Genomic DNA, 12,881 nt, shown 5'->3' with positions numbered 1-12,881 from the left:
AAACCCAAGTTGAATTAACCAACCGTGGTGAGATTGTGATTAACGATCGCAACGAAACCAATGTAAAAGGTGTATTTGCTGCGGGTGACTGTACAACAGTACCTTATAAACAAATCATCATTGCCACTGGTGAAGGCGCGAAAGCATCACTGTCAGCGTTTGATTACATCATTCGTTCTGGACAGTAATTTAAGCCTTAACATACCACATTAAAGTGTAGCCCTGAGAAAACTCTTTCTCGGGGCTTTTTTATAAGCCAATATTATCTTTACAATTTTTGAATAAAACTTTATTTAAAATCTGCTTATATTGTTCTGATCCATGCTACTTGGATACTCATTGAATTAAAAAAGGAAGATAAAATGAATAAGATTCTTGTTGCTTTAGGTCTTGCTGCTACAGTTGCTTTGGTTGGGTGTAATAAGGATAAAGCTCCTGAAACTGGCGCGACAACTGGTGAACATTTAGAAAATGCTGCTGAACAAGCAGGTGCAGATATTCAAAATGCGACTGAAGATGCAGCTCAATCAACTGCAACTGCAGTCGACAATGCTGCTGATGCGACAGCACAAGCTGCAGATAATGCTGCTGCACATGCTGAAAACGCTGCGCACAACGCTTCAGAAGCGGCTAAAGAAGCAACTGCTAATGCTGCGGCAGCTGTAGAAGAAGGTGCAGCGAATGTAAAAGAAAAAGCTCAACAATAATTTGATTTTTACCAATTAAAGCCTCTTTAGAGGCTTTAATTTTTTCTCTAACAGAGCAATTATACAGCCCCAAAATACGAATCAAGCCTATACTGTATGAATAACAACTCATTTTTGAATAACATTTTCAGATAATAAGACAAAATCCTATGAGCTATTCGCACCATACAGAACCACATTATATACATCGCACAGGTTGGTTAAGAGCTGCTGTTCTTGGTGCCAACGACGGTATAATTTCAGTCACTAGTTTAATCATGGGGATGGCAGCAAGTGGCGCGAATCAACATACCCTTTTAATCACTTGTATTGCTGGTTTGATTGCAGGCGCAACGTCCATGGCGGCTGGTGAATATATTTCAGTAAAATCTCAGTCTGATATTGAAGAAGCTGATCTAAAGTTTGAAGCAAGTGAGTTAGCACGCAATCCTCAAATTGAACTGAAAGAATTAACGCATATTTATATACAAAGAGGACTATCACCCGAACTTGCTCATCAAGTTGCTATACAACTGAGCGAGCATGATGCGTTAGCTGCACATGCACGTGATGAAATTGGTATCCATGAAAATACAACAGCTCAACCTTTTCAAGCCGCTTGGTCTTCTGCCACTGCCTTTTCAATAGGTGCAGCTTGCCCTATGATCGCTATACTGATCAGTCCTCCTACATATTTAGAATACAGTGTTGCCTTTTTTTGCATTTTAGCGTTATTTATTCTAGGGGCTTTATCTGGATATTTTGCTGGAACGTCTAAAGTAAAATCTGCATTACGAATTACGCTTTGGGGAATCGCAGCGATGGCATTTTCAAGTTGGATTGGCTCACTGTTTAATGTACATGTCGGCTAACATATAAGAATTACAAATATATAAAATCAATATTACTCAGCAAAATTTAATGCATAAATGCAGTGTAGGACTATCAACCCACAATCAATCAATTAAAATACTGATGTGTTTTATCAGCTTTTCTTATCTTCATGTCCATTATTGCAGCTCAATCTGACCGATCACAGTCATCGGTTTGGATCGCTATTGTTTTATTGATCGTAGGTACCCTTGGTGCTTATCAAATTGTGGGAATTAATCAAGCCCTGTTATTCCTCATTGGTGGCGCGCTTGGTATGACGCTCTACCATGCATCATTTGGTTTTACGTCGAGCTGGCGCGTTTTTATTAAAGAACGCAAAGGTCGCGGTTTACGTGCACAAATGATTATGCTCGCCCTAGCAGTACTGCTCTTCTTCCCAGCTTTAGGTGCAGGTGAGTTATTTGGTCAACCCGTTAAAGGCAACGTCAATCCTGTATCAATGTCAGTGATGATTGGTGCTTTTATTTTCGGAATTGGCATGCAACTGGGTGGTGGTTGCGCATCTGGGACACTTTATACTGTCGGTGGTGGTAGCTCACGTATGCTGATCACTCTATTCTTTTTCTGTTTAGGTTCACTGATCGCAACTTCACATATTGAATGGTGGTTTGCACTGCCACATTTAGCCCCTATTTCAGTAGTACAAAGCTTTGGTGTTATTCCAGCGCTATTACTCAATTTTGTGCTATTTGGTTTAATCGCATTAGCAACAATCTACTTCGAGAAAAAACGCCACGGTCAGCTTGAACAAGAACCTGTTGCAGCACATCAAGGCTGGAAACGTTTCCTAAAGGGACCATGGCCTTTAATTTGGGGGGGTATTATTCTCACCCTGCTTAATTTCGCCACGCTTGCATTGGCTGGTCGCCCATGGGGTGTCACATCTGCGCTCGCAGTATGGGCAGCGAAAGGAGCAACATTAGTCGGAATTGATGTAACAGCTTGGGACTATTGGCAACAACCTGGAAATGCTAAAGCTTTAGCAAATTCATTGTGGTTCGATATCACCTCCATAATGAATTTTGGCATCATGCTCGGCGCTTTACTTGCAGCAGGTCTCGCTGGCAAATTTGCACCGAGTCTCAATATCCCTAAACGCTCAATTCTAGCAGCAGTCATTGGGGGTATCATGTTGGGTTATGGTGCTCGATTAGCATACGGTTGTAACATCGGTGCTTATTTCAGCGGCATTGCATCAGGCAGTTTACATGGTTGGTTATGGCTGATTTTCGCTTTTATTGGTAATGGTATAGGTGTGAAACTTCGTCCAATATTTTTCCCGAATGAAAAGCCTCAGCCTGAAAAACTTACAGGTTGCTAATCAGAAAATATCGATATTTAAGAACGCCTAATTTCAATTGGGCGTTTTTATCTTTCTATAGTGCAATTATAACTACTCAAGCGGATAAGAAAAAAGAAAGGAGTATTAAATTTCAGCCGATTGAAATCAGCTACGCCACCAAAGTTTGTTCTTATAATAAATCTTAATGCGCTTACTCTGAGTTTGTTAAATGCTGCATCATCTATATAAAAAACCCATCCGAAGATGGGCTTAAGATGTTAAAAGTGAAGTCAAGCCTCTACTTTCTTTTTCAAAGTTGCATCTAATTGTTCTTTATCTAATGCATTATCCCAACGTGCTACAACAATTGCTGCACAAGCATTGCCAACAAGGTTAGTTAATGCGCGGCATTCAGACATAAAACGGTCGATACCTAAAATAAGCGCCATCCCTGCAACAGGTAATGCAGGAACAACAGATAATGTAGCTGCCAGAGTAATAAAGCCCGCACCCGTTACACCTGCTGCCCCTTTTGAACTAATCATCGCAACCAACAAAATTGTGATCTGTTCCCAAATGGTCAAATCGATATTACAGGCTTGAGCAATAAAAAGAGCAGCCATCGTCATATAGATATTTGTACCATCTAAATTAAATGAATATCCAGTTGGAATGACCAAACCAACGACCGACTTTTCACAACCCGCTTTTTCCATTTTATTCATCAGCGTTGGCAGTGCAGCTTCAGAAGAGCTCGTGCCTAATACTAACCATAATTCATCTTTGATATAGCGGATGAGATCAATGATTGAAAATCCATTGTAACGTGCAACTGCTCCGAGAATAAGCAGAACAAATAAAAGTGAAGTAATGTAGAACGTTACGATTAATAATAGTAAATTTCCAATACTTGAAATACCGAAAGCACCAATCGTATACGCCATCGCACCAAATGCACCAATTGGAGCTAGTTTCATTAACATACCGACAAGGTAAAATACTGGAGCGGTCAGTGTCGTTAAGAAGTCTGTAACTGGTTTCCCTTTTTCACCCACCGCTGCAAGCGCTAAACCAAATAACACAGCAACAAATAAAACCTGAAGAATATCCCCACCCGCCAAAGGACTGATTAAAGTCTTTGGTATGATATTCATGAAGAAGTCAACAATAGAGGCATCCTGAGCTTTTTCAACATAAGTCGAAACTTTGTCACCTTCTAAAGCAGCAGGATCTATATTAAGGCCTTTACCCGGCTGAATAAGATTGGCAACGATCATGCCCACAATCAGCGCAAGCGTAGAGAAAGTTAAAAAGTAAGCCATTGCTTTACCCGTCACTCGCCCCACTGCGCCCATATTCGTCATACCAGCAATACCCGTGACCACAGTCAAGAAAATAACGGGTGCAATGATCATTTTGACGATTTTAATAAAAGCATCGCCAAGAGGTTTTAAACTTGCCCCCAACTCAGGCATAAAATGTCCAAGTGTGACACCCGCAATAATTGCAAAGATGACTTGAACATATAAAATTTGATAAAACTTTTGCTTCTTAGGTGGTTGAGATTGCTCATCAACGTGAATATCCATGGAAGACCCTTCTAATTCAAAAAGTGAATCCATTGTTAAATGCAATAAATTTCACACTCAAAAACGAATTGCGCGTTAAATAATTTCAAAGGTCGAAATTCTAGTGATATTCACTTTTTGAATGAATAAATTGGGCTTAACTATTAGTCTAAGAAAAAAAAATTTACAAAGTCCAATTAAACTGAGATGACTAAATATGAATCGTCATAAAAATTAACACATATAAAATTAAGTTTTGATATTTTTAGAAAAAAAATGAAAATTAAAAATTCACAAGTTAATTTTGAATAATAAACATACAAATCATTTTATTTTATTACCCAATATATACCTATAAAGTATAATTAAATTTCTATGTAATTTAAGAACAATATATATAAATATATAATTCAATAACTTATATGAATTACTCTTAAATAAATATAACAAAAAAATATTAAAAATTTTATCTGTATAAATTTAAAACACTCTTATATAATCGTTTTTATTATATTTTATTAAATAAATTCAATAACTTATTTTTAAAAAACCATACTAAACCTGTTTTTCATTCATATATCTCCAATACCTTTTAGGTACGTATTGAACATGCAATTTAGGATTATCACGTGCCACTATATTTACACTCTTAAAATAATCCTTCCAAAGTTGATCATATAGCTCTTCTTGATCATCCAGTTCGATTGTAAATGATTGACTAGAACCTATATGGATATTTTGATCAATTTCGGCTGCATTTAAATTAACTTGATGGACTTGTTTTAAATCATAGTAAATTCCGTAGCGCCGCTTCTCATCATAAATTAACCAACGCTGGTCTTGATAACGTGCTTTGAAATGCTTAGAGATTAAAGGCAGAACATTAAAATCTGGTCTTACTAATGATAGAAATAAACCATCCTTACACTTTTTAAAGCGAACAAATGCCTCCATTCGGTGCTTTTCACGACCAACTTGTTTAGCCCATTGTGCTAGCGCTAAAACATCACGATGACCGAAATTTTTTTCAACGGCGTATTGGTGCTTAAAGATATAAATGGAATAGTCAAATAGATGTTGGTATGCCACTTCCTGCTCAGACAAAAAAGTAAAATACCAATTACGTAAACTTGAAGCAGAAATTTTAGATTTTAAACCTTGCCAGACTCGTTCAGCTTGCTTTTCTTCACTGTAAATTCGGACTGACTCATCAAATAAATTCTGGTGAGCGTTTCCTTCAGTTTGAACTTTTACGTCGAACTCTTTGAATTGAAAAGCTCTAAAAACACAGCACAGCAACCCAGTCATGGTACCATCAAAAACATACACAGCCATTTAAAACCCAAATCCAAGTTGAGGTGACAGTTGTTTCACATATTTTGATTGCCCACTTTGTAAAATTTGCTGGCGGATCTGATGAGTGTGCTGTTCTCTTTTAAACTTAGGTGTATCAGCACATCGAATAAAATGTTGAGCACGATTATAAGCAACGCCTAAGCGCTTTAACTGATCGATATGAATTTTTCCAAACCGACGAGCCTGTACAATTTTCTTAGCAGATCTCACACCAATGCCAGGAACACGCAAAATCATTTTATATTCAGCAGTATTGATATCTACTGGAAACTGTTCTGGATGTCTTAAAGCCCAACCTAATTTAGGATCAACCTCTAAATCTAAATTGGGATGTGTTTCATCCACAATTTCGTTGGCTTCAAATCCATAAAAACGCATTAACCAATCTGATTGATATAAGCGATTTTCTCGCAATAACGGCGGTGCAGAACCTACAGCAGGTAAAGCAGACTCTTCTGGATTGATAGGTATATATCCTGAGTAATACACCCGTTTTAATTTAAAATCTTTATAGTGCTTGTCAGCCATCAAGATCACATCACGATCTGTTTCGTGATGCGCACCGACCACCATTTGTGTTGTCTGACCTGCAGGCACAAATTTAGGAACCGACTTGATTAGTTTTCTCTCATCTTTCAATTCAATCAAACGGTCTCTCACAATACCTAAATCTTTCTGCACTTCTGCATGCGACTTTTCAGGTGCAAATTTCACCAAGCCTTCTTCTGTCGGCATTTCTAAGTTAATGCTCATCCGATCGACATACAGTCCAGCCTCATGAATAATCTCTTGCGAAGCGCCCGGAATAGTTTTGAGATGAATATACCCATTAAAATTTTCTTCAAGCCTTAATTTTTTTACGACTTGGAGCATTCTCTCCATGGTGTAATCAGCGGATTTAAAAATTCCTGAACTTAAAAATAACCCTTCTATAAAGTTTCGACGATAAAAATTAATGGTCAAATCTACCACTTCTTGGACGGTAAATGCCGCTCGCTTTACGTCATTTGAACGGCGAGAGACGCAATACGCACAATCATAAATACAGACATTTGAGAATAAAATTTTTAATAATGAAACACAGCGACCATCTTCGGTATAACTATGGCAAATTCCTGAACCTGTATTACCAAGACCTTTATCTTTGTTCTTGCGGCTACTACCACTTGATGAACAAGACACATCATATTTGGCAGCATCAGCTAAAATCTGTAATTTTTCACGGATACGATCAGACATATATGTATGGGGAAGCAATGAGATTTCGAATATTATAATTGTTTATTTATTCTACTAAATGTCGCTGATCATTCATGCGACACAGTTTGACGCTTTGCATTTTCGCACTAAATAATGAATATAATTTGATTCTCTGACCATGATTGTGCAAAGTGAAATTGAATCATGGAGCTTGATTATGTCTTTACTCGAACAATTATCCATTCAGCACCCCATTTTTTTAGCGCCAATGGCTGGGGTATCCACACCAGAACTGGCAGCTGAAGTATCCAATCAAGGTGGATTGGGGTCTCTTGGTTTAGGTGCAGCCAGTATCCAAAATGCTCGACAACAAATAGTTGCAACTCAAAAATTAACAGATTTACCCTTTCAGGTGAATTTCTTTTGCCACAAACCAACTGAACTTGATTCTGAACGGAATCTGAACTGGATAAATTATCTAAAACCCCACTTTGATAACTTTAATACCGAACCACCCAAAGAATTAAAATGTATTTACCCCAGCTTTTTAGATAATGATGATTTTTTAGATTTAGTCTTAGAAACTCGACCTAAGGCGGTGAGCTTTCACTTTGGGATACCTCATGCACATCAAATATCTGCCCTCAAGGAGGCTGGTATTATCACGATGGTATCAGCAACGAACTTAGCGGAAGCTAGAGCAATTGAAGATGCTGGTATTGATATCATCATTGCACAAGGTATTGAAGCGGGAGGACACCGTGGTATTTTTAATGAGCATTTTGACAGTGCAATCAAAACAGCAGATTTAGTAAAATTACTTGTTCCTGCCTGCAAGATACCTGTCGTAGCAGCTGGTGGAATCATGAATGGCTTTCAAGCTAAATATATGATGAATCTCGGAGCTTCAGCCGTACAACTCGGTACTGCATTTGTACAATGCAAGAGTTCAGCTGCAAATGCAGCTTATCGTAATACATTATTAAGCAAGCCTTTAACTCAAATTACATCAAGCATCTCTGGGCGACCAGCGAGAGGGATAATCAACAGTTGGTCAACTCTCGTAGATTTACCTCGGCGTGAGTTAGTTGCTCCCTACCCTTATGCATATGATTTAGGTAAACAACTAAATGCAGCAGCATTAACCAACAAAGATGAAAGTTTTGGTGCATTCTGGGCAGGAAGTAATGTAAATCAAATCAGAGTTTTAGAAGCACCTGATTTAATCAATCAAATCATATTAGAAATTGATCAATATGATGCTTAAATAATCGATAAAACCCATACCGAGCTGAAGTTTTTTTATTTACAATGAATTGTTAAATTATGTAGCGAAAAGTATGGGTTTTGTATTATTAGCACTTGTGGCGATTGGATTTGGAATAGACAGCTATTCACATGCTCAAGATAAAGATCAGTCCACTCAACATAATGTTGAGCAGTTAGATGCTCAAATTTTAAATCAAGATCAATAACAATCTCCTGAAGAGAAAAAATCGGATTCTCAAGTAAATTTACAACCTCTTGAATCTAAACAGTAGAATGTATGAATAACTTATCTCAGTTGGGTGCTGACATATAGAAACTCAACCTGATTTTAATAAATCCACAGATTCCACTTGAACATCACTCATAATTTGCCCTTCTGACAAAAGTAAATCGAAATAATTGGCTACGACCTTGGCTTGTTCCGCTGTACTTTCTACTTTGTACATATTCTGACGAAATTCATTACTTGAGTGGAGACCTTTGGTGTACCACGCGATATGTTTACGTGCAATGCGACAGCCTGAATACTCACCGTAAAATTCATATAGCTCATTCAGATGACCCAATAGAACTTCTTTTACTTCAGCAATCGATGGCGCTGCAAGTGGCTGTCCCGTTTTTAAATAATGAGCAATTTCTCTAAAAATCCATGGACGACCTTGTGCTGCTCGACCAATCATCACGGCATCAGCACCAGTATGATCTAATACATACTTGGCTTTTTCTGGGCTATCAATATCTCCATTTGCAATGACTGGAATAGAGATATTTTGCTTCACTTCTTTAATTAGATCATAACGTGCAGTATTTAAATACATATCTTCCCGTGTACGACCATGCAATGCTAAAGCTGCAATACCCGCTTGTTCTGCGCGCTTCGACACACGCATAATATTTTCATGTCCGTTTAAAAATCCTAAGCGCGTTTTAAGTGTTACAGGGACATCCACTGCCTCGACCACCGCATCTAAAATTCTGGCTACCAAGTCTTCATCCTGTAGCAGTGCAGAACCTGCTAATTTATTGCACACCTTTTTCGCTGGACAACCCATATTGATGTCAACGATTTGAGCACCATTTGACACTTGATATCGTGCAGCTTCAGCTAAATCCCGTGGGTCTGATCCTGCTATTTGTGCTGAAATTGGAGCAATTTCACCATCAAAGTTGGCTCGGTAGAGACTTTTCTTGCTCATACGCAGCGTTTTGTCAGAAGTCATCATTTCACTAACTGCATGTCCTGCACCAAAATATTTACACAAGGTTCTAAATGTTCGATCCGTTACACCAGCCATGGGTGCTACAAAAACAGGAGTTGTTTTTTCGCGATCAAATAAATCACGGATCACAGGATGTTGAGACATGAATAATACCAATGATGATGAAACAGTTTCAGAATGCTTAACTTTTTAAATCTGCACTCATTGAGAGATTGAAATTAGATACAAGCATTAAATTATATAACGTTTGAAACTAAAAATATGTTTTATCTCATTTTGCTTGAATGTTAATGGATGAACTTAAGCTCAACACTTAGATTTATATTTGAAGCATGCTGCCATTATCTTGTATACATATAAGTTCTCACAAATCGTGAATGAAATAGTATACTTCGCTAGAATCTTTATCCCTGATACTTTGCATTTATGAAAAATAGCTTTCGCTCTAATGTAATTTTTAAAGCCTGTAGTGTTGCTACATTAAGTTTATTCATGAGTGCTTGTGGTGACTCATCATGGTGGAACACACAAGATAAAACGATTGATGCAGAACAAATCTCAAAACTCATTCCTGGCCGCGTTAATAATCGTGGTTCATGGGCCGAGGATATTTATAAAATAACCGAGCAACTCGGTATACCCCAAACGAAAGAAAATGTGTGTACCATTATTGCTGTAGTCGATCAAGAATCTAATTTTGTTGCAGATCCCCATGTACCCGGACTAGGTGCCAAAGCAGTTAAAGAAATTGAAGATCGTTTAGATGAAAAATTTAAAGATAAATTAGGAGATAGTATCGGAGGCACCGTTGCGGGGTATTTCCAAGAAGTCTTAAAAAATCAACCAATACCTGAAGACAATTATCTAAAACAAATGCGAAAAGTCTCCACCGAACGAGAATTAGATGAATTGTATCGTGAGATTTTTGCTCACATGGCAAAACACTACCATGTCAGTGCACTCACTGGTGCAGCTAAACTCGTTGGTCAAGATATTGGTGAAAAACTAAATCCCATTACCACTTTAGGCTCTATGCAAGTTCATATTAGCTATGCAAAAGATCATAAGCGCCAAGGTGGAAGTATCGCAGATCTAAGATCAGACCTTTATAGTCAATATGGCGGACTCTATTATGGTATTCACCGCCTGATGATGTATCCAGCAGATTATGATCAACCCATATATCGCTTTGCAGACTACAATTCAGGCATGTATTCAAGTCGTAACGCCGCTTTCCAAAGCATGCTCAATGAATTAACAGCAGCGGAGTTAACGCTTGATGGAGACTTATTACTGTACAATAAAAATGGCAATCCAAAAGCTGAAAAGAGTCAATCTGAACAAGAACTTATCAATGTATTTGCCGCAAATAATGTATTTATTACACCTCGTCAAATTCGAGCTGATTTAAAGAAAGAAAAAGAGAAAAAGTTTGAAGATACGCAAACCTATAAAGCTGTGACTGAGCTTTACGAAAAGAAAATTGGAAAAGAAAAATTTTATGCCATTATGCCTGAAGTGGTTATTTCAGGTCCTAAGCTTAGTCGCGACTACAATACCAACTGGTTTGCTACGCGAGTTAACGGTCGATATCAAACATGTATGCAGAAAGCAAAAAGAATCAAAACCTAGCGTTATTTGATTTTGATGGAACACTGTGTGAAAAAGATAGTTTTACGAGCTTTATCTTTTACGCCTTATCAAAACGACATATTGTTAAGCAAGGACTAAAAACCCTGCCTTGGATTCAAGCCTATTTTTTAAATATTTACCCCGCGCACGCAATGCGCCCTAAGCTATTCAAGGCAATGTTTACTGGATTTTCTAGGTCTGATGCAGATCCGATTGCACTTGAATACGCCCATTCATTACAACAACACTTAAACTCACCCATTTATGAACAATTGATCAAGCATCAACTCCGTGGTGACCGCATTGCGATTGTCTCTGCATCCATTGATATTTATTTAAAACCCATTTCTCAGATTTTAAATGTAGATTTGATTTGTACTGAAACTGAAGTGCTCAATCAGTTTTATACGGGTCATTATTCTTCTCCTGATTGTAGTGGCGAAGAAAAAAGACAGCGCATACTCAAGCAATATGATGTAGACCAATTTCAATCAATTTATGCTTATGGAAATTCTTATGAGGATCAAGCGATGTTAGACATGGCTGATTATCCTTATATGGTCGGATCATCTCATCAATTACCCGATCTTGACCCACAAAAAAAGCTCGCCTAAGCGAGCTTTTATTAAATAAGAAATTAATAGATCGCCATATGATTGCGATGGATCATTTCTAATGAACGTGCTTCACCTAAAACTTGGTGTACCTTATCTGAGGGTAAGCCTTTGACAATTTCAGCGCTACGTGAACTAAAGTTGACACGACCAACTGCGACGCGATGCCGTTGCTGATCCACACACTCCACCACATCACCACGCTCGAAATGCCCTTCAACTGCTTTCACACCTACAGGCAATAAACTCCGATGATTTTCTTTGATCGCTTTCACAGCACCATCATCAATCACCAATCGCCCTGCAGTCTGCAAATGCGCAGCTAACCATTGTTGGTGAGCAGTGATTCGATCATTATCAGTGATAAACAACGTACCTAGCATCTCACCCGACATTAATCGAGTTAACACATGATTACTGTCTCCACTGGCAATCAGTGTAGGACATCCTGATTTCGCAGCTAAACGAGCAGCACGTACTTTGGTCAGCATTCCACCTCGACCAAACTTACCACCACCACCTGCCATATCAAACAAACTTTCATCTAATGCGCGAACTGTATGAAACAACTTCGCATTAGGATTTGAGCGAGGATCTGAATCAAACATCCCCTCTTGGTCTGTCAAAATAATCAATAAATCAGCATGAACTTGGCCTGCAACCATTGCAGCTAAAGTATCATTGTCTCCGAATCGAATCTCATCAGTAGATACAGTGTCATTTTCATTAATCACTGGAATCACTTTCCAATCGATTAAATGTTGTAAAGCATCACAAGAATTCAAATAACGGCGACGGTCAGCCAAGTCATCATGAGTCAATAAAACTTGTGCAGACTGAATATTGTGATTCAACAATACACTAGACCAAGTTTGTATCAGCCCCATTTGACCAATAGCAGCACAAGCTTGAAGACTGGGTAGATCCGTGGGTCGATTCTCAAGTTTCATTCGAACCATACCTTCAGCCACAGCACCGGAAGACACGAGAATAATCTCATGCCCTGCATTGTGTAGATCTGCAATTTGCCCCGCCCAATGCGAGATTGCATCTATATCTAAACCTTTTCCGTTTGCTGTGAGTAAAGATGATCCGATTTTAACAACGATTCTTTTGCAACCCTTGAGCTGACGTTGCCCATCTACCACTTCTATCATCTT

The 12,881-nt window shown here is 38.3% G+C and carries 13 protein-coding genes; 8 read left to right on the top strand and 5 right to left on the bottom strand.

Annotation, left to right across the window (positions count from 1 at the left end):
• The 4 genes from AC1M9C_RS06780 to AC1M9C_RS06765 all read left to right on the top strand — a co-directional run.
• A partial coding sequence (locus AC1M9C_RS06780; protein ID WP_481953419.1) for an FAD-dependent oxidoreductase occupies positions 1-188 on the top strand: 188 nt, incomplete at its 5' end.
• Between the two features lie 174 nt (positions 189-362).
• Positions 363-707 (top strand): hypothetical protein, encoded by a 345-nt coding sequence (locus tag AC1M9C_RS06775; protein ID WP_035265393.1) that lies wholly within the window; start codon positions 363-365, stop codon positions 705-707.
• Positions 708-856: 149 nt separating this feature from the next.
• A complete protein-coding gene (locus AC1M9C_RS06770) occupies positions 857-1,558 on the top strand; it encodes a VIT1/CCC1 transporter family protein (protein WP_481587810.1) in 702 nt (233 codons plus the stop codon).
• Between the two features lie 131 nt (positions 1,559-1,689).
• The gene (locus AC1M9C_RS06765) at positions 1,690-2,901 is read left to right on the top strand and encodes a YeeE/YedE family protein (protein ID WP_481953418.1); all 1,212 of its coding nucleotides are present in this window, start codon (positions 1,690-1,692) and stop codon (positions 2,899-2,901) included.
• A 251-nt stretch (positions 2,902-3,152) separates the two neighbouring features.
• On the opposite strand, the gene AC1M9C_RS06760 is transcribed toward AC1M9C_RS06765, so the two are convergent.
• The 3 genes from AC1M9C_RS06760 to AC1M9C_RS06750 all read right to left on the bottom strand — a co-directional run bounded on the left by AC1M9C_RS06760 (position 3,153) and on the right by AC1M9C_RS06750 (position 7,025).
• Entirely contained in the window at positions 3,153-4,451 is a 1,299-nt protein-coding gene (locus AC1M9C_RS06760) for a dicarboxylate/amino acid:cation symporter (RefSeq protein ID WP_035265514.1), read from the bottom strand.
• A gap of 534 nt (positions 4,452-4,985) precedes the next feature.
• The gene (locus AC1M9C_RS06755) at positions 4,986-5,765 is read right to left on the bottom strand and encodes a TIGR03915 family putative DNA repair protein (RefSeq protein WP_481953417.1); all 780 of its coding nucleotides are present in this window, start codon (positions 5,763-5,765) and stop codon (positions 4,986-4,988) included.
• A complete protein-coding gene (locus AC1M9C_RS06750) occupies positions 5,766-7,025 on the bottom strand; it encodes a putative DNA modification/repair radical SAM protein (protein WP_481953416.1) in 1,260 nt (419 codons plus the stop codon). It abuts the gene before it with no gap.
• A gap of 178 nt (positions 7,026-7,203) precedes the next feature.
• Between AC1M9C_RS06750 and AC1M9C_RS06745 the strand changes: the two genes are divergently transcribed.
• The gene (locus AC1M9C_RS06745) at positions 7,204-8,253 is read left to right on the top strand and encodes an NAD(P)H-dependent flavin oxidoreductase (RefSeq protein ID WP_481953415.1); all 1,050 of its coding nucleotides are present in this window, start codon (positions 7,204-7,206) and stop codon (positions 8,251-8,253) included.
• Between the two features lie 73 nt (positions 8,254-8,326).
• Complete coding sequence (locus AC1M9C_RS06740; RefSeq protein WP_481609864.1) at positions 8,327-8,461, top strand: hypothetical protein; 135 nt, start codon at positions 8,327-8,329, stop codon at positions 8,459-8,461.
• A gap of 111 nt (positions 8,462-8,572) precedes the next feature.
• Here AC1M9C_RS06740 and dusB read toward each other — a convergent pair whose 3' ends face one another.
• Complete coding sequence (dusB, locus tag AC1M9C_RS06735) at positions 8,573-9,619, bottom strand: tRNA dihydrouridine synthase DusB (RefSeq protein WP_481953414.1); 1,047 nt, start codon at positions 9,617-9,619, stop codon at positions 8,573-8,575.
• A 282-nt stretch (positions 9,620-9,901) separates the two neighbouring features.
• On the opposite strand from dusB, the gene AC1M9C_RS06730 reads away from it, so the two are divergent.
• On the top strand, positions 9,902-11,107 hold the full coding sequence (locus AC1M9C_RS06730; protein WP_481587803.1) for a DUF1615 domain-containing protein: 1,206 nt from the start codon (positions 9,902-9,904) through the stop codon (positions 11,105-11,107).
• Positions 11,074-11,721 (top strand): HAD-IB family hydrolase, encoded by a 648-nt coding sequence (locus AC1M9C_RS06725; RefSeq protein WP_481587802.1) that lies wholly within the window; start codon positions 11,074-11,076, stop codon positions 11,719-11,721. The genes AC1M9C_RS06730 and AC1M9C_RS06725 overlap by 34 nt, the downstream gene beginning before the upstream one ends.
• Positions 11,722-11,744: 23 nt before the next feature.
• On the opposite strand, the gene proB is transcribed toward AC1M9C_RS06725, so the two are convergent.
• A complete protein-coding gene (proB, locus tag AC1M9C_RS06720) occupies positions 11,745-12,878 on the bottom strand; it encodes a glutamate 5-kinase (RefSeq protein ID WP_035265485.1) in 1,134 nt (377 codons plus the stop codon).
• Positions 12,879-12,881 lie beyond the last annotated feature (3 nt).

The organism is Acinetobacter sp. 24-47-39 (genome assembly GCF_056783825.1).
Note: the sequence above shows the minus strand (reverse complement) of the source record. Positions and strands in the feature narration are given on the sequence as shown.

Bases quoted from the DNA above. Each gene is read 5' to 3' on its own strand.
- AC1M9C_RS06760 (WP_035265514.1), bottom strand. From the start codon at position 4,451: ATGGATATTCACGTTGATGAGCAATCTCAACCACCTAAGAAGCAAAAG.
- dusB (WP_481953414.1), bottom strand. From the start codon at position 9,619: ATGTCTCAACATCCTGTGATCCGTGATTTATTTGATCGCGAAAAAACA.
- AC1M9C_RS06725 (WP_481587802.1), top strand. From the start codon at position 11,074: ATGTATGCAGAAAGCAAAAAGAATCAAAACCTAGCGTTATTTGATTTT.
- proB (WP_035265485.1), bottom strand. From the start codon at position 12,878: ATGATAGAAGTGGTAGATGGGCAACGTCAGCTCAAGGGTTGCAAAAGA.
- AC1M9C_RS06745 (WP_481953415.1), top strand. From the start codon at position 7,204: ATGTCTTTACTCGAACAATTATCCATTCAGCACCCCATTTTTTTAGCG.
- AC1M9C_RS06730 (WP_481587803.1), top strand. From the start codon at position 9,902: ATGAAAAATAGCTTTCGCTCTAATGTAATTTTTAAAGCCTGTAGTGTT.
- AC1M9C_RS06750 (WP_481953416.1), bottom strand. From the start codon at position 7,025: ATGTCTGATCGTATCCGTGAAAAATTACAGATTTTAGCTGATGCTGCC.
- AC1M9C_RS06770 (WP_481587810.1), top strand. From the start codon at position 857: ATGAGCTATTCGCACCATACAGAACCACATTATATACATCGCACAGGT.
- AC1M9C_RS06740 (WP_481609864.1), top strand. From the start codon at position 8,327: ATGGGTTTTGTATTATTAGCACTTGTGGCGATTGGATTTGGAATAGAC.
- AC1M9C_RS06765 (WP_481953418.1), top strand. From the start codon at position 1,690: ATGTCCATTATTGCAGCTCAATCTGACCGATCACAGTCATCGGTTTGG.
- AC1M9C_RS06775 (WP_035265393.1), top strand. From the start codon at position 363: ATGAATAAGATTCTTGTTGCTTTAGGTCTTGCTGCTACAGTTGCTTTG.
- AC1M9C_RS06755 (WP_481953417.1), bottom strand. From the start codon at position 5,765: ATGGCTGTGTATGTTTTTGATGGTACCATGACTGGGTTGCTGTGCTGT.